Below are 17,263 nucleotides of genomic sequence, written 5' to 3'. Positions count from 1 at the left end.
CGAAACTGAGGGTTCATCATGATCCGCTACGCACTGAAGTGCGACCAAGGCCACAGCTTTGAAAGCTGGTTCAAATCCGGAGAGGCGTTTGACACGCTTCACTCCTCCGGACTGGTCGCCTGCACGCAGTGTGGATCAGCGAAAGTGACCAAATCCCTCATGGCGCCGTCAGTTCGGACAGATCACGACCGTCCGCTGACCACGACAGCATCCCCCGAAGAAGAGGCGATTGCGAAACTGCGCAAAGAGGTCGAAGATAACTCTGACTACGTCGGGATGAGCTTTGCGTCTGAAGCCCGCAAAATGCACGAGGGCGACGCGCCAAAGCGCAACATCTACGGCGAAACGAAGCCCGAAGAGGCGATCAAACTCCTCGAAGAGGGCATTCCCGTTGCGCCCCTCCCTTTCACCCCGCGCAAACAGACGAACTAGCCCAATTTACCGCCGTCTTTTGTTACAAAAATGACGCATCCTTACGTTTGGACAATTGCCCTTTATCGCAATGCCAGCTAAGGGGATCGCGATATTTTGCAAGGGACAGCCATGCCGACGCTTGTCATGAAATTCGGTGGGACTTCGGTCGCCAACCTCGACCGCATCGCCCGCGCCGCTAAACGTGTCTCTCTCGAGGTTGCCAAAGGCTATGACGTAATCGTCATCGTTTCGGCAATGTCGGGTAAGACAAACGAACTGGTTGGCTGGGTGAATGAAACCTCGCCGCTCTATGACGCGCGTGAATACGATGCGATTGTCTCCTCTGGTGAGAACGTCACCGCAGGTCTGATGGCGCTGCGCCTTCAGGAAATGGGTATTCCAGCGCGCAGCTGGCAGGGCTGGCAGGTTCCGGTCAAAACCACCAGCGCGCACGGCGCTGCGCGGATCGAAGAGATCCCAAGCGAGAACATCAATAAAAAGTTCGACGAGGGCATGAAGGTTGCCGTGGTCGCTGGCTTCCAAGGCATCTCGCCCGAAGGCCGCATCACCACCCTTGGCCGTGGTGGCTCTGACACCACCGCTGTTGCCTTTGCCGCTGCATTCGAAGCTGAACGTTGTGACATCTACACCGACGTTGACGGGGTCTACACCACCGACCCGCGCATCACGTCGAAGGCACGTAAGCTCGATAAAATCGCTTTTGAAGAAATGCTGGAACTGGCCTCGCTTGGTGCGAAGGTTCTGCAAACCCGTTCGGTCGAATTGGCCATGCGCTACAATGTAAAACTGCGCGTGCTGAGCTCGTTCGAAGAACCGTCAGATGACGCAGGCACGCTGGTCTGCGCAGAGGAGCAAATCATGGAATCCAACGTCGTTTCCGGTGTCGCCTATTCCCGCGAAGAAGCGAAAATGACCCTCGTTACCATCGAGGACAAACCGGGTATCGCTGCCGCAATCTTTGGGCCCCTGTCCGAAGCAGGCGTGAACGTCGATATGATCGTTCAGAACATCTCTGAACAAAACTATCAGGGCCATGCTGGCGGCGTAACCGACATGACCTTCTCCTGCCCCATCGAACAAAAGATGCGTGCAGAAAAGGCGCTGAACGATGCCAAAGAAAAAGGTCTGATCAACTTTGACCGTCTCGAAGCAGACACCGAAGTAGCAAAGGTTTCGGTTGTTGGCATCGGCATGCGGTCCCACGCTGGCGTGGCTGCTAAGATGTTCGAAGTCCTGTCCAAAGAAGGCATCAACATCAAAGTTATCGCCACCTCGGAAATCAAAATCTCTGTCCTGATCGACCGCAAATACATGGAACTCGCTGTTCAAGCGCTCCACGATGCGTTCGAGCTCGACAAAGGCTAAACCAGCCTAAATCCTTACGATGGGCCGTCGTGGGTTTCCACTGGCGGCCTTTTTCTTGTGCAAATACCCCATGCTGCAGCTGCGAAAAAATGCTGCGATAGCAAGAGTTTGCCGTGACACCTTTTGTCCACTCCCATTCCTTACAGAGGTCGCTTATAGATGGGCGTAACAAAAACGGATGGACCGATGGGACACAGGATCGAAAGCGACAGCCGCAAGCTGCTGGGCCGCTTGCGCGACACCATGGCCGAGGATGCCGCAGGGCAGGCTCGACTGGATAAAATCGTGCACCTGATCGCATCCTCGATGCAGACACAGGTGTGCTCGATTTACCTATTCCGTGATTCTGAAACGCTCGAACTTTGCGCGACCGAAGGTCTGGACGCGGCCGCTGTCCACCAAACACGGATGCGTTTGGGCGAAGGTCTGGTGGGCCGCGTTGCTCGCACCCGCAGCGTAATCAACACCGCCGACGCGCCCGCCGCCAAAGGGTTCCGCTATATGCCGGAAACGGGCGAAGAACGATATTCGTCCTTCTGCGGTGTGCCGATCCAGCGACTTGGCAGCGCCTTGGGCGTTCTGGTCGTGCAGTCCAGAGAAGCTCGCGAATTTTCCGCAGACGAGGTTTACGCGCTTGAAGTTGTCGCAATGGTTCTCGCCGAAATGGCAGAGCTGGGCGCATTTGTGGGCGAAGGTTCGGCCATGACTGCCCGTCACCAACAGCCCGTTCTGTTCCGTGGCACCACGGGTCAAGAAGGCGCAACCGACGGCCACGTTTACCTGCACGAACCGCGCGTTGTTGTGACGAACCCTGTCGCCGATGACCCCGACAGCGAACTGGCACGCCTGCGCGAAGCCGTTGATACGCTGCGTGTTTCTGTCGATGACATGCTGAACACGACAACGACTGTGAACACCGAACAGGTTCAGGTGCTCGAAGCGTATCGCATGTTTGCGAACTCCCGCAGCTGGATGCGCCGCATGGAAGAAGACGTTCAGAGCGGCCTATCTGCCGAAGCTGCCGTCGAAAAAGAACAATCCCTTGCCCGCAGTCGGATGAATAGCGCGGGCGACGCTTACCTGCGCGACCGTCTACATGACCTCGACGATCTGTCGAACCGCCTGCTCCGCATCCTGACGGGCCAAGGCAAAGAGACCGGCGCCGCGATGCCAGAGAATGCCGTTCTCGTAGCGCGCAACATCGGGCCGGGTGAATTGCTGGAATACGGCAAGGGTCTGCGCGGTATCGTTCTTGAAGAAGGCTCCGTCGGGTCGCACGCGGCCATCGTGGCCCGCGCATGGGCGATCCCGCTTGTCATTCACGCAAAAAACATCACCGCTGAGGCACTCAACGGCGATCCGATCCTCGTTGATGGCGACCAAGGGATCGTACACCTGCGGCCGGATGAAAACGTGCACAACGCTTTCCGCGATAAAATCGCGATGCAAGCCTTGGCCCAAGAACGCTACGCTTCGATCCGCGACCTGCCTGCGACTGCACTTTGCGGTACGACCGTGAACTTGCATATGAACGCAGGCCTTATGGCCGACCTACCGTCGCTGCCCTCATCGGGGGCCGAAGGCGTGGGGCTATTTCGCACAGAGCTCCAGTTCCTGATCCGTAATCAGATGCCGAAACGTGCAGAGCTTTCGGCGCTCTATTCTCGCGTCATAGATGCTGCGAACAACAAACGCGTTGCGTTCCGCACGCTCGACATCGGGTCGGACAAGGTTCTGCCCTACATGCAGGCGCAGGACGAACCGAACCCCGCGATGGGCTGGCGTGCGATCCGCGTGGGCCTCGACAAACCGGGGGTTTTGCGGATGCAGCTACAGGCGCTGATCCGCGCTGCACACGGTCGTCCGCTGACCATTATGTTCCCCTTTGTGGCGCAGCTACAGGAATTCCGCGACGCGAAGGCCGAGATGAACAAAGCCTTGGACCGCGAACGCATCCTAGGCCACCCGCTGCCGTCCAAGATCGAAGTGGGCGCGATGCTGGAGACCCCCAGCCTTGCCTTTGCGCCTGACGCTTTCTTTGAAGAGGTGGATTTCTTGTCGATTGGCGGGAACGACCTCAAGCAGTTCTTCTTTGCCGCTGACCGTGAAAACGAACGCGTCCGCCGCCGCTATGACACGCTAAACGTCAGCTTCTTGTCGTTCCTCGAACTGGTCGTAGAACGCTGTGCCAAGGCAGGCAAACCCGTGTCGTTTTGTGGTGAAGATGCTGGCCGCCCGATCGAAGCGGTCTGCCTTGCTGCGATTGGTCTACGCACCCTGTCGATGCGACCAGCCTCGATCGGTCCCGTGAAACATCTGCTGCGCCGTGTGAACTTGAACGAAGCACGCGGCGTCATTGCCGATTCCCGCGCCCGTGGGGAACAATCGGTCCGCGAGGCGATCGGCGAATGGCTGTCCAAGCAGAGCTGATCAGCGTTTCGCGACAGATCGCCCTTTAACCGTTTCCGCATGGAAGGCCTCGATCACTTGATCGGGGTCGAATTCCCGCGCCAACTGCCGCAGCCCAAAGTGAACATGCGCCATTTCGGTGTAGTAGTTCACAAAGGCCAAATTGGTTCCCGCCCCCGCAGCCGCGCCCAGAACAGGTACCGCTTGCGTGGCGAGCTTTTGCGTTAACACAGCCGCAAATTTAGGGGCAACCTTCGCGATCAAGGAATGGATTGCAGGTCCTGTTAGGGCCACGCGCGCCCCGATGAAACTCGTATCAATCCCGTCGTCATCGGCATCAGGACCACCCGCGCTGAACACGCGCAAACACTCTGCGCGGGTTTCGTCGCTGTCGATATCTTCACCATAGGTTTGCGCCACGCCCTGCACGGCACGGAAGATAATCGTCGTCGCAACAGGTATCTCTGCAATCGCGGTCGGTACGCCACCAACACCACCCAATGCGCCTGAAATCGCGCCGATTACCTTGTGCATGCGGTCGCCTGCAACGGCCCGCTCTAACGGACCTTGCCGCGATGCTTTGGCCAGATGGAAACTGCGCTCTAGTGCAGTGCGCGCGGCCCCTTCGATTTTGGTTCGGAACGCGGCGGGCAGCATTTTCATGCCGTCCTCGACCTGACCACCCACATAGGTGATCACCTGCATCAACATACCGTTTGCAGATGCCTGACGCTGCGCTAAGGCCCGCACCCTCTCACGCCCAGCAGCATCAAGAGGGTTGGTCGGGTTAATCAGTCGAGGCGGGCTTTTCGTGATCATGTCCTCTAAATGGGGACGACCACCGGGATTACAATCAGGGGCGGGCAGAACTTTGCCCGTAACACCCGTCCATGCCGACGGACAAAGGTTATAGCCCAGAACGCGGTCAGGGTTTGTCGGCGGCGGCATCTCGACGCCTTCTAGGTGGAAGAAACCGAACCGTTTGTAATAGGGATAATCGCCCACCAGCATCACCCGCGACCATCCCAGGTCAAAGGCGCGGTTCAGGGTCTTACGCATGAGCGCGCCACCGACACCTTCGCCTTGACGGGTCGGGTGAACGGCCACAGGACCGAGGAGGATCGCCAACCGATCACCCACATAGACAGGCCAGTTGCGGATCACACCCGCGAGAATTCCGTCCTGATCCCGTGCGGTGAAACAAAGCTGCGCAATCGGATCAACACCATCGCGAAGCCGATACGACGAGAGTGCCGTCCGACCAGGAGCAAAGCAGAGGTCATACAGTGCCTCAACTTCCCACCAATCCTGCGCTGTTTCCAAAGTCAGTTGGATCATTCCGAGCTTTTTTCCGCATAAAGTCTGGAAGCCGCCCTAGCATGACGCTACCTCTGCCGCAAACCAGATAAGGGTCCTTTTACTATGTTCTATCGTCCGGCCGATGGCCACGGCCTGCCGCATAATCCGTTCAACGCGATTGTCTCTCCCCGTCCGATTGGCTGGATTTCGAGCCGTGGCGCGGATGGCGTCGACAATTTGGCCCCATATTCGTTCTTTAACGCCGTCGCCTACACGCCGCCCCAAGTCATGTTCTCCTCCAGCGGCACAAAGGTTGATCGCGACGGCAAGGACAGCCTCGCCAATATCCGCGAAACAGGTGTCTTCTGTGTGAACATCGTTGAATACGCGATGCGCGACGCGATGAATGCGACCTCGGGCAGCCATGCAGCCGACGTCGATGAGTTCGAATTCGCTGGCATTGATAAAGCCGAGTGTGACAAGATCGCTTGCGCACGTGTCGCCAATGCGCCTGCCTCGCTCGAATGCCGCCTCACCCAGATCGTAAAGCTCGAAGGGGACGAAAGCACCGCGATCTTTGGTGAGGTCATCGGCGTGCACATGCGCGATGACTGCCTTGTCGATGGCGTATTCGATGTGACCCGTTTCCAGCCGCTCGCCCGCCTTGGCTACCGCGATTATGCGATCGTCAAAGAGGTCTTTTCGCTCACGCGGCCCGACGATAAGGCATAATCGCCTAACGTTCGTTCAGCCCCTTGCCCGCCAGAATACCCTCTCGAAACTTGGCGATCCGATTGATGCGAGTCGCCGTTTGCTTGGCAGCGTTTAGGTTCATCACGTAGCTGCGCCGCCGCCCCGGTGTCAGTGCGGCAAAGGCTTCGGCCATTTCGGGATCAGCGTCGAGAGCATTGGCCAATTCTTCTGGCAGCTCCAACTCTGTCGTCGTTTTCTTCTCCTTGATGCCCGCCTCTGCGTAGCCCATCGCCTCGGCGATATAGGCCGCCGCGATTGCAGCTTTGGCTGCCACCTGATCAGCCGCGGTAAAGCGCAACATGTCGGGTGTCTTTGTCTCTGCACCCTGCTTTTCCAGAACACCCTCAGGGTCCTTCAGCAGACCCGCGTTGAAAAAGTTCAAACGGAAATTGTCGCGGAACGCCCCGATGATCACGATGTTTCGGCCAGCATGCGTATAACAGGCATGACCCCATTTCACCGTTTCTGTCAGCCCTGCGTTTAAACATATCTCGCGCAGTTGCCGCACACCATCGCCCCAAATTTGGGTCGAGCAATCTGGCGTCTCAAAGCGGGCACAGCGACCGCAGCCTTTGGTAAAGAAATCCTCAACGTCAGTGATCATCATGGCGCCCCCCCCTATGGAACCACGATACATCCACTCCTCAGCGCTGAGAAATGAAAAGGGGCCCGAAGGCCCCTAAATCAATGTCCACCCAAGATGCCAGTGCGGACACCATAGTCCACGGCAATCTCGTAATCTGGGTCATCGTCGCTATCGACCATCAAGTGCCCCGCTTTGGTCAAAAGCTTGTGGCAATCGCGGCTCAGGTGACGCAGTTGGATTTTCTTACCCGCCTGCTCGTATTTCGCAGCAACGGTTTCAATCGCCTGCAACGCAGATTGGTCCGCCACGCGGCTGTCGTTGAAGTCCACGATCACAAGGCTCGGGTCGCCAGCAAAGTCGAACAACTCGATAAAGCCATCGGTCGAGCCAAAGAACAGTGGGCCTTGGACCTGATAGACCTTCGCCCCTTCGGGCGTGGTATAGGTTTTCGCGTGGATACGGCGTGCGTTGTTCCATGCGTAGGCCAGTGCCGACACGATCACACCAACCACAACAGCCGTCGCGAGGTCGGTCCAAACCGTCACAACTGTCACGAGGACTATCACAAAGGCATCCGTCAGCGGCACGCGGAACAGGATCTTGAACGAGTTCCACGCAAAGGTGCCGATCACCACCATGAACATCACACCAACCAGCGCCGCCAGCGGGATTTGTTCAATGAGCGGAGAGGCCACAACGATGAACGCCAAAAGGAACAGCGCCGCAGTGATCGCCGCCACGCGGGTGCGGCCACCAGATTTCACGTTGATCATCGATTGACCGATCATCGCGCAACCGCCCATCGTGCCAAAGAAACCAGCGATAAAGTTCGCGGTGCCCTGCGCGATACACTCCTGCGATGCGCCACCACGTTTGCCAGTGAGTTCACCAACAAGGTTCAGCGTCAGGAGGCTCTCGATCAGACCAATCGCGGCCAGAATGACAGAATACGGCAGGATGATTTTGAGCGTCTCAAAGGTCATCGGCACCTGCGGGAAATGGAACATCGGCAGACCGCCCTTGATCTCTGCCATGTCACCAACGCGCGGCACATCGATGCCAAAGGCAATCACGATGATCGCGGTGATGCCGATCCCCGCCAACGGAGCGGGAATGATGTTCGTCACCTTAGGAATACCCCAGATGATCGCCATCGTCAGAGCCACAAGGCCCAGCATCATGTAAAGCTGAATGCCCGACAGCCATTCACCACCCGACATACCGTGACCTGCGGCCTCAGCACTACCCGGAACCTGAAACTGGCTCATCTGCGCAAGGAAGATCACAATTGCCAGACCGTTCACAAAGCCCAACATAACAGGGTGCGGAACGAGGCGGATGAACTTGCCCCAATGCATTACTCCAACAATCAGTTGGATGATCCCCATCAGAACAACAGTGGCAAAGAGGTATTCAACGCCGTGCTCAGCCACCAGCGCGACCATCACTACAGCCAACGCACCCGTTGCGCCCGAAATCATACCCGGACGGCCACCGATCAGCGCCGTTACCAAACCAATGATAAACGCCGCATAAAGGCCAACCAACGGGTGAACCCCCGCCACGAAAGCAAAGGCGACCGCTTCGGGCACCAATGCCAAAGCAACGGTCAGGCCCGACAGCACTTCGGTCTTGAGCTGGTTCGGGGTCAGATCGCCCTTATCGGCAATCGCGAGTTTTCCGGCCACAGCCGCCAGTCTTGCACGGGGCATTTTGGTTTTCCTATTCCTGTTCGCTTGCCGCCGCCCTAACCTGTTAGCGCCTGAAAGTGAACCCGCTCGCGCGTTCGGCGCCCATGTGTTGCGATGGCGGCACTGGCTTTGGGCTTGCGGAACGCCACTCTGCGAGGCAGCATAACAACCATAGATTGCAAAAGGTGGGTCATGCAGACAAAGATCGGGATCATCGGCGGATCGGGCGTTTACGACATCGACGGATTGGAAAACCGCGACTGGGTGACGGTGGAAACGCCGTGGGGGATGCCGTCGGATGATCTGCTGACAGGCACTCTCAATGGGATCGAGATGGTGTTCCTACCTCGCCACGGACGCGGCCACGTTCAGACCCCATCGACCGTGAACTACCGCGCCAATATCGCTGCGCTGAAAATGCTCGGCGTGACAGATGTCTTTAGCGTCTCGGCCTGCGGGTCCTTCCGCGAAGACATGGCCCCCGGTGATTTCGTGATCGTCGATCAGTTCATCGACCGCACCTTTGCCCGCGAGAAAACCTTTTTCGGTCCGGGCCTTGTGGCACATGTCAGCGTCGCGCACCCGACCTGTTCCCGCCTCATGGACGCAGCCGAAGCTGCCGCCCGTGCGACAGGCACGACTGTTCACCGTGGCGGCACCTACCTCGCGATGGAGGGGCCCCAGTTCTCAACGATGGCCGAAAGCCACCTTTACCGCCAATGGGGCTGCGATGTGATCGGCATGACCAACATGCCCGAAGCCAAGCTCGCCCGCGAAGCAGAGCTTTGCTATGCCTCTATCGCGATGATCACCGATTACGATAGCTGGCACCCTGACCACGGCGCGGTCGAAATCTCGGACATCATCCGCACGCTGCACGGCAATTCAGCCAAGGCTCGCGAAACGGTGGCTGGCCTGCCCGCCCAACTCGGCCCCGACCGCGCACCCTGCCCTTGCGGATGCGATACCGCACTCGAATTTGCGATCATGACCGCCCCAGAGAAACGCGATCCGATGATGGTCGAAAAGCTACGGACGATTGCGGCCCGCGTGTTGAGTTGATACCCAAAGGCGCAATCAGTCAGAGGCCGATATGAAAACCGTTAAGGATTACATCCGCACCATTCCCGACTTCCCGCACGAGGGCATTATGTTCCGTGACGTGACGACGCTGTTTAGCGATCCGCGTGGTCTGCGGTTGGCGATTGATCAGCTATTAGAGCCCTATGTCGGCCAGAAGATCGATAAGGTGATCGGGCTTGAGGCGCGTGGGTTTATCCTCGGCGGTGCGGTCGCGCACCAGCTTGGCGTTGGGTTCGTGCCCGTGCGGAAAAAGGGTAAACTGCCGGGTAAAACGCTCTCGCAGGATTACAAACTCGAATACGGCGAAGCGACGGTTGAGATCCATGAGGACGCACTGGAAGCAGGCGAACGCGTGCTGATTGTGGATGACCTTCTGGCCACGGGTGGCACCGCCGTTGCGGGGATCAAATTGGTCGAACAGCTCGGCGCGCAGGTCGTATCTTGCGCCTTTGTTGTCGACCTTCCCGAACTTGGCGGGCGCAAGGTTTTGACCGATATGGGCCTCGACGTGCACACGATTTGCGACTTTGAAGGGGCGTAACGCCCCTTATTTCACGATCACTTCGTCCTTTACGAACAGGTTGGCCCATGCGCGGTCAACCAGTTCAGGGGTCATGTGATAGTGCAGGCCTTCGAATTCGCAGATCGAAATAATCTGGTCGATCAAGAAACCCGGTTGGTAGTTCGCATAGGTATTTTCGATCGTCGGGTATTTGTTTTTCAACAGGTGAACCAATGACGCCTCATCCAGCGGCATCCCCTTTTTCTTTGCGATCATGGCAAAGATTTTGAGGAAGTCCTGTTTGTTCGGCCCGTCGATCTTAATCTTGTAGAAAATCCGCCGCAGCGCCGCTTGGTCAAAGATTTCGTTCGGGTGGAAGTTGGTCGAAAAGATCACGAGTGTATCGAACGGCACCTCGAACTTCTCACCCGATTGCAGCGCCAGAATATCGCGGTTTTCCTCAAGCGGAACGATCCAGCGGTTCACCAGCTTTTGCGGTGGGTCTTCCTGACGGCCAAGGTCGTCAACGATGAACACACCACCTGTCGCCTTGAGCTGAAGCGGCGCCTGATAGGTCCGCGCCACGGGGTTATAAACGAGGTTCAGCATGTCGAGCGACAGTTCACCGCCCGTGATAACCGTGGGGCGTTCACATTTGACATACCGCGTGTCGAATTTACCCGACGTGCGGCGGATCGCGTTCGGATCGTCCAAATCCTCTTCGGCGGCGGAATGCACGATGGGGTCATAAACGGTGATTACCTGCCCCGCGTATTCAATCGCACGCGGCACATAGATCTTATCGCCCAGCGCGTCCCTGATCCCGTTCGAGATCGACGACTTACCGTTCCCCGGAGGGCCATACATGAGAATCGAACGGCCCGCAGAAATCGCAGGTCCCAATTCGCCGATCAGTTTCGGCGGTAGGATCAGATGCCCCATCGCCGAAGTCAGACGATCACGGGTCATTTGCAGGTTACGGATCGATTGGCGTTTCACCTGTTCGGCATAGACGGCCATCGGAACGGGCATGGCGCCGTAGTATTCCGATTGGGTCAGCGCCTCTAACGCCCGCGCCTTGCCCGCGTCGGTCAATTGGTAGCTCAACTCGCCCGCCGAATTGGGGCTCAGCATCCCGAGGGTTTCGATAAGCCGTTGAGAACGCGCGATTTCGATCAGTTCCTGCGTCACTGGGATCGGCAGACAAATGACCCGCGCAATGTCAGAAACGATAGTCATATTAGTGCGGAACATCGACTTGATCATGATGTCGCGCATCATGACAATAGGCAGTTGCATCCCCTCCAATGACTTGGGGGCGGGTGGTGCCATGACAGCGTTCACTTGCATATTCATCGTCGTGCCTGTGTCGTATGGGCCGCGCTGCCTGATCTGATCCAGTCAACTGGCGCTTGTAATCCTTGTGAGAAATACATGACGGGGTATTGTGGCCAAAAAATGGACAAACCATTGAAAGAGATGGGCATGAGACAGGCAAACCGGACTTCGGTCTTTATCGTATTGATGGCAGCGATCCTCGCTTTAGGTGGCATGGCCATCGCAAAGGGCGGGTTTTACCTCGGCAAACACGAGGGTGACACGCTCCACATGGTGGAGATCGTGTCGCGTATGGCCGCTGGGCAATTGCCCCATATCGATTTCATGACCCCCATCGGCGCCTTGGCCTTTGCGCCCATCGCCCTGTTCAAGGCAAACGGGTTCGGCATTGGAATGTCTGTCCTTTGGGCGCAAGTCCTCATGGCCTTGGCGTTCGTGTTGCCCACCTTCTGGGTCGCAATCTCGCGTTTCCCGCGACTTCTCGCGGCACCTTATGGTTTTGTCGTGATGGTGTTGATCCTCGCCCTCGTCCATGGCGAGGCAGAGAGCGGCGTCTCAATCTCTATGCACTACAATCGTTGGGCATGGACTGCGGCCTATGTCGCGATCCCTGCCGCGCTCTTTGTGCCGCAATACGCCCGCAACAGCCTGTTCGACGGCATCATCATCGGTTTGATGCTCAGCGTGATGGCGATGATCAAAGTGACCTACTTCGTCGCCTTCGCCCCTGTGATCGTCATAGCCCTGTTGATGACGGGTCAACTGCGGGCCTTTGGCATCGCGATCCTGACAGGGTTGGGTGTCGTCGCGATCCTCACCGCTTGGATGGGGATCGGGTTCTGGCTGGCCTATATTGCGGATTTGCAGACCGTGGCGGGATCGGCCAATCGCGCCGCGCCGGGTCTACCTTTGACCTCTATCCTCGCCGCACCCGCCTACGAAGGGGGAACCATCGCCGCGATTGCTGGGGTGATTTTCCTTCGCCGTGCTGGGGCTAACGCCGCAGGGATGGGCCTCCTCTTGCTGATACCTGGGTTCATTTACGTGACCTATCAGAACTTCGGCAACGATCCTCAGTGGCTGTTGCTGATGGCGTTCATCCTCCTCGCCCATCGCCCCGACCAAGGCGACGAACGCGCCACGATCACAGGCATTGCGCTCATGTCGATTGCATTCGCAACGCCATCCTTCCTGAACCTCGCCTACAGCCCGTTTCGGCATTTCAACGCGGATGTTGAACGCTTTACACCTCTAATCTCGGGCACCTCTGACAACGCGGACCTCTATACCCTGACCGCCCGTGCGATCCGAGTTGATGCGACCGTTGCTTTGGATACCGAAGGCCAGCCCTACGCGACATGGCAGGAACAATCGGGCCGTGACGAACCCGTTTCATTCAAAGGGGAAACCTTCGGGATTTGTGCGCTCGACAGTGGGATCACGGCCTATTTCACCGATGTATCCGCTGATCTAACCGAAGCTGGATATCAGGGGGCGAAACTGTTCGCTGCCGACTTGTTGAATTCGTTCTGGCTCTACGGAGGGTTCGAACCGCTCACGGGCGGTGCGCCTTGGTATTATGGCGGGCTAAGCGGGTTTGCCGATGCCGAGTATCTGATCGTGCCGCTCTGCCCACTGTCGGTCGAAGCCCGTGAACTGATCCTGACGGAAATCGCTGAGGCAGGCGCGGACGAAACCCTCACCGAAGTGCGCCGCACACCGCTCTATGTGTTGTTCGAAAAAGGCTAATCAGCCGAAAACGATGGGCCACGCGATGTAGCAAATCAGCGTGGTCCCAAGCGGCAATCCCATCGGGAACCGTTTACCCGTTGTCCAGCTTTCCCAATCGGGCACCATGCGGCGAATGGGGCTGTGACGGGCGATGCGGTGGACGACAAACCCAGCAAGCGTGCAGCCCGCCAGAATATACATAACCATCACCGCGTCGCTAAAGGCCACGAACGGGGCGGCGGCGGCGATGAACTTTGCGTCCCCTGCCCCCATCGCGCCCGCTGCATTCGCGACAATCCCAATGACCAACATCACAGCGAGGTGCGACCAGCGCCACGCCCAGTCTTGGACGCCAAAGGCAATGAGGCCGAACACAGCAAACACACCAACCAACGCGATGACAGACCAGTTGGGGATCTTCATCGCCCGCATGTCATTCCACGCGACATAGAGGCAGATTGGCAAAACGGGCGGCAAAAGCCACAGCGCCTGAGAAGCGGTTAGGATCATCAGTTCACTACGTTATCTTCTAGCGCCCGAAGCGCCCGAACAGCCGCTTCGAAGTGTTGGGGATGGGTATCAATCGCTTCGCGCAACAGGCCCTTGGCCATCGTCACGTCACCCTGACGAACAGCCGACAGCGCAAGCGTGTGCAAGAGCTGCGCCCGCTCTGTCTGCGACATCTGGATGACAGGCAGATCGTAATTCCGCTGGGCACCACGAGCCAGAACGAGGTTATTTTTCGCGGTGAACATCGTCGGGTCATGACGCAGCGCATCCGCGAACAAACGTTCCGCGCCAGCATAATCGCCACGGGTCAGCTTGGAAAAGCCCCAGTTGTTCAGCGCGCCCGCGGGACGGGTCGTCAGGCCCACGGCGGTTTCATAGAAACTATCGGCGCGGTTCCATTCCTGATTGCTATCCGCAACCATCGCTTCGAGCCGATACCGCTCAAACGTCTCATAGGTCGGCGGGATCGCATCAAGAACCTTCTCCGCCTCGGACCATTGATCCGCACGGATCAACGCATCGGCATACCCGACCTTATCTTCTGATGTGACCTCTGCATGCTCCATCACAGCTTTCCAAGCGGTCACAGCATCCTCTGGACGGCCTGCACGGACCAGTGACTTTGCCAAACCGCGCAGGAAATCGATCCGACCGGGGTCATTGGCATTGGCGCGTTGGAAATAGGCGACGGCCTCATTCGGGTCGCCGACGGTCAGCATCACGTCGTACAAGTAGGTCGTAAAGCCAGCCTTGGCCGCGCCGTAGACGTAATTGTTCAAACGCCCACGATCACCCGCAACAGAGCTGATCCCGACGACAACGCCTTGTTCGCGCGCCTCCATCACAGGAGCCAGCAGGGTGAGGAACCGCGCAGGACCCGTGAAGCTGTCGGTGACAACGCCATCTATCAAGGACGGATCAGAGTCAATTTCGGCCTGACCGGGCATTGAACCAACGAACACCGCGCAATTGATCGTACCTTCGAGGCCCTTGGCCGCCTCAATCACAGCGTCAAAGGTTGCCGCATCGCGCATATCAATCGGCATGAAAGTCGCCTCAGGCGCACCACGCACCGTCGCGTCCGCAGCGGTCGCCTCCATATCAACGATGTCACGTCCGCATAGAATGAACGCAGCGCCAGCTTCGGCTTGCTTACGAATAAAGGCGCGGGCGATGGCGGATGTCGCGCCCAAGATGATCCAAGTATCGGTCATTTTGCACCTCGTAGGTTCAATCGGCGGGTCATGTCGGTTTCAAAACGGTGATCAGGATCGGCTTCGTTCACAGCCTCCATCCACTCCGAATGTTCTGGATACATGGATTTGATGAAAGTTCCTGATGCGAGGCTATCTTTGGCCAGATAAACCCGACCACCAGCCGTATCCGTCAGGCTGATTAGTTCCGCAATCAGTTCAGCAGCCGCATCACGTGCGGGGAAATCAACGGCGAGCGTATAGCCCTCCATCGGGAAGGACATATAACCGCCCCGCCCCGCGCCCATGCGTTTCAAAACAGCTAGTGGAGAGGCCAGCCCAGAAGACGCAATCGCGCTCAGCATGGACTTCAGCGCATCCACTTGAGCCAAGGGCACAACGCATTGGAACTGGTGAAAGCCACGTTTGCCATAGAGACGGTTCCAATCGTGGATTTTGTCGAGCGGGAAAAAGAAATCCTCAATGCTGCGATCAACGGTGCGACCCTCAGCTGGGACACGGCGGTAATAGGCTTCGTTGAAGGCCTTTACGATCGGCGATGACAGCGCAAAATTCGGCGCATCAAAGGGCACCTTTTTCGCCCCTTTCGGAGCGGAATAGTCACCGCCGCCAACCTCAGCCTCTTCGACGATGCCGCGACCCAGAGCATCACCCTTGGCCGTTGCATCAATCCAACCCACGCAATAGGTCGCCGTGCTCGCGTCCAGCATCTCGATGTGCTGGTCCCAGTTTTGCACACGGCGTTCGGTAACGCGCATTTGGCCGCCAGTGATCGGCTTCAACCGAAGCTTTGCTGACAGGATCACACCCGTTTGCCCCAAACCGCCAATCGTGGCCTTCCACATCACCTCATCGGCTGGGGTAATGACCCGCACCCCATCAGCGCCGAGCAGCGTAATTTCAGTCACATGCTGGCCAAACGATCCTTCGTTATGGTGGTTCTTACCGTGCACATCCATGCCAATGGATCCACCGACTGTCGCAAACCCTGTGCCGGGCATCACGGCGGGCAGATAGCCCTTGGGTGCGAAAATCCGTGCCAAATTGGCGATGGTGCAGCCCGCCTCGACATGAACGATGTCACCGTCGAATCCGATGATCCGATCCAGCCGCGTCATGTCCGTCGCCCGACCGTTATCGTTCAGCGCCGCATCACCATAACTGCGGCGGTTGCCAATCGCTGGGCCTTGGGCTGTGACCGCAGCCCGACGTTCAGGGCGTGCAAGTTCGCCATCAGCAGTCAGGGCGCGGCCCCAACCAGAATAAGTCGTTGTCTTCCAAAGCATCGTATCAAAGTGCCTGTTTTAAAGAATGTCGTTCAGCAAATGGGAACACCAATAGCCCCAACCCAATCGCAAACCAAAGGGTCGTCACACGAATAATTGCCGTCGCGGGCAGTGACGTTTCAAGCGGCACGCCCTGCATCGACAAGAGCGCGACCATCGCGGCCTCGGCCCCACCGACGCCACCCGGTGCGCCCGTCAGCCCGCCCGCGAGGGTCGAGAAGGTGAAAATCGTTACAGCCATCCAGAACCCGATATCAGCGCCCATCCACACGAGAAGAAGGTGGAACGCATATCCTTCGGCAATCCAGCCCGTCAGGCCTAGAGCCAAGGTAATGATCACCGTTTTGGGATCGGAAAACGCAGAAAGCGAACCTGCCGCACGCCGCACGCGCACCATCAGGCGCGGAAAAAACCCTGTTAGTCGGTAAGCAAATCCAGCCGCCCCAGCGAGGAGCCGTGGACGCGTCGCGATAAATGCGACCAACAGCGCGGCGATAGCCACAGGCAGACCAAACGCGATGCCACCCGTGCCAAAGGACAGGCCCAGCGCCAGAATGATCGCCATTGCGGCCAAATCGCCCGCGCGATCCATCAGCACCAGCGGCGCGGTCCGCTCAACCGCCCAATCCGTTTCACGCTTGATCCACCGCATACGGATCAGCTCGCCAACCCGACCGGGGGTCACGGACATTGCGAACCCACCGATGAAGTGACGGAGGTCTTGGGCTAATGTCGTCGGAAGGCCAATTTTACGCGCCATCACGTGCCAGCGGCTGCCGCGAAACACGTAGTTCACAAGGCTCAGCCCCAAGAGAACAACGAATTGCAGCAAAGACAGACGCGACAACTGGGCAATCGTTTCTTCCCATCCCGTCGCAAGAGCCAACCCAGCCAAACCTGCAATGACAAAACCAAACAACCCCGCCAGCAGCGCGATGTCGCGCCAACGGCGGTGCGTGGTAGAGCCTGTGTCTGGCAATCTATTTGTGCTGCTCATTGTCATTGGTCACAAAATAGCAACCGATTGGGGCCGAATTATGAAACCCAAGGCAATTTTCGAA

At 57.8% G+C, this 17,263-nt stretch carries 14 protein-coding genes and 2 pseudogenes; 7 read left to right on the top strand and 9 right to left on the bottom strand.

Features of this window, described 5'->3' with window-relative positions; all coding sequences use genetic code 11:
• The first annotated feature begins 18 nt into the window (after window positions 1–18).
• The 3 genes from QWY83_RS12470 (at window position 19) to ptsP (ending at window position 4,230) form a co-directional block, all read left to right on the top strand.
• Window positions 19–432 (top strand): DUF1178 family protein, encoded by a 414-nt coding sequence (locus tag QWY83_RS12470; protein ID WP_249946952.1) that lies wholly within the window; start codon window positions 19–21, stop codon window positions 430–432.
• Between the two features lie 111 nt (window positions 433–543).
• Window positions 544–1,800 carry an aspartate kinase gene (locus QWY83_RS12465; RefSeq protein WP_105234259.1) on the top strand — a complete coding sequence of 419 codons (1,257 nt, stop codon included), beginning with the start codon at window positions 544–546 and terminating at the stop codon, window positions 1,798–1,800.
• 186 nt (window positions 1,801–1,986) lie between these two features.
• Window positions 1,987–4,230 (top strand): phosphoenolpyruvate--protein phosphotransferase, encoded by a 2,244-nt coding sequence (gene ptsP / locus QWY83_RS12460; RefSeq protein WP_249946951.1) that lies wholly within the window; start codon window positions 1,987–1,989, stop codon window positions 4,228–4,230.
• Here ptsP and QWY83_RS14235 read toward each other — a convergent pair.
• Both QWY83_RS14235 and QWY83_RS12450 read right to left on the bottom strand, forming a co-directional pair.
• Window positions 4,231–4,740: pseudogene (locus QWY83_RS14235) on the bottom strand (EcsC family protein); the annotation flags it as partial. It lies immediately after the preceding gene.
• 336 nt (window positions 4,741–5,076) lie between these two features.
• Window positions 5,077–5,547: pseudogene (locus QWY83_RS12450) on the bottom strand (GNAT family N-acetyltransferase); the annotation flags it as partial.
• Between the two features lie 84 nt (window positions 5,548–5,631).
• Between QWY83_RS12450 and QWY83_RS12445 the strand changes: the two are divergent.
• A complete protein-coding gene (locus QWY83_RS12445) occupies window positions 5,632–6,240 on the top strand; it encodes a flavin reductase family protein (protein WP_249946950.1) in 609 nt (202 codons plus the stop codon).
• 4 nt (window positions 6,241–6,244) lie between these two features.
• On the opposite strand, the gene QWY83_RS12440 is transcribed toward QWY83_RS12445, so the two are convergent.
• A complete protein-coding gene (locus tag QWY83_RS12440) occupies window positions 6,245–6,868 on the bottom strand; it encodes a YdeI/OmpD-associated family protein (RefSeq protein WP_249946949.1) in 624 nt (207 codons plus the stop codon).
• Between the two features lie 77 nt (window positions 6,869–6,945).
• Entirely contained in the window at window positions 6,946–8,559 is a 1,614-nt protein-coding gene (locus QWY83_RS12435) for a SulP family inorganic anion transporter (protein WP_249946948.1), read from the bottom strand.
• A 171-nt stretch (window positions 8,560–8,730) separates the two neighbouring features.
• Here QWY83_RS12435 and QWY83_RS12430 point away from each other — a divergent pair, with 171 nt between their 5' ends.
• The gene (locus QWY83_RS12430; RefSeq protein WP_249946947.1) at window positions 8,731–9,600 is read left to right on the top strand and encodes an S-methyl-5'-thioadenosine phosphorylase; all 870 of its coding nucleotides are present in this window, start codon (window positions 8,731–8,733) and stop codon (window positions 9,598–9,600) included.
• Window positions 9,601–9,631: 31 nt separating this feature from the next.
• A complete protein-coding gene (locus tag QWY83_RS12425; RefSeq protein ID WP_249946946.1) occupies window positions 9,632–10,162 on the top strand; it encodes an adenine phosphoribosyltransferase in 531 nt (176 codons plus the stop codon).
• Between the two features lie 6 nt (window positions 10,163–10,168).
• On the opposite strand, the gene QWY83_RS12420 is transcribed toward QWY83_RS12425, so the two are convergent.
• Window positions 10,169–11,479 (bottom strand): DUF8689 domain-containing protein, encoded by a 1,311-nt coding sequence (locus QWY83_RS12420; protein ID WP_249946945.1) that lies wholly within the window; start codon window positions 11,477–11,479, stop codon window positions 10,169–10,171.
• 129 nt (window positions 11,480–11,608) lie between these two features.
• Between QWY83_RS12420 and QWY83_RS12415 the strand changes: the two genes are divergently transcribed.
• Window positions 11,609–13,210 carry a hypothetical protein gene (locus QWY83_RS12415; RefSeq protein ID WP_249946944.1) on the top strand — a complete coding sequence of 534 codons (1,602 nt, stop codon included), beginning with the start codon at window positions 11,609–11,611 and terminating at the stop codon, window positions 13,208–13,210.
• Here the strand turns inward: QWY83_RS12415 and QWY83_RS12410 are convergent, their stop codons facing one another.
• From QWY83_RS12410 to QWY83_RS12395, 4 genes are read right to left on the bottom strand one after another with little or no spacing between them, the layout of a single operon-like run.
• The gene (locus QWY83_RS12410) at window positions 13,211–13,702 is read right to left on the bottom strand and encodes a prepilin peptidase (protein ID WP_249946943.1); all 492 of its coding nucleotides are present in this window, start codon (window positions 13,700–13,702) and stop codon (window positions 13,211–13,213) included.
• Entirely contained in the window at window positions 13,702–14,916 is a 1,215-nt protein-coding gene (locus QWY83_RS12405) for a tetratricopeptide repeat protein (protein WP_249946942.1), read from the bottom strand. The genes QWY83_RS12410 and QWY83_RS12405 overlap by 1 nt, the downstream gene beginning before the upstream one ends.
• Window positions 14,913–16,202: an FAD-binding oxidoreductase gene (locus tag QWY83_RS12400; protein WP_249946941.1), complete on the bottom strand. Its 1,290-nt coding sequence runs from the start codon at window positions 16,200–16,202 to the stop codon at window positions 14,913–14,915. Before QWY83_RS12400 ends, QWY83_RS12405 begins: the two co-directional genes overlap by 4 nt.
• Window positions 16,203–16,206: 4 nt before the next feature.
• Window positions 16,207–17,199, bottom strand: a complete 993-nt coding sequence (locus QWY83_RS12395) for a lysylphosphatidylglycerol synthase transmembrane domain-containing protein (protein WP_249946940.1) — start codon at window positions 17,197–17,199, stop codon at window positions 16,207–16,209.
• Window positions 17,200–17,263: the final 64 nt, after the last annotated feature.

Source organism: Marivivens donghaensis, from assembly GCF_030410045.1.
Lineage (GTDB): Bacteria > Pseudomonadota > Alphaproteobacteria > Rhodobacterales > Rhodobacteraceae > Marivivens > Marivivens donghaensis.
This window is presented reverse-complemented; position numbering and strand designations above follow the sequence as displayed.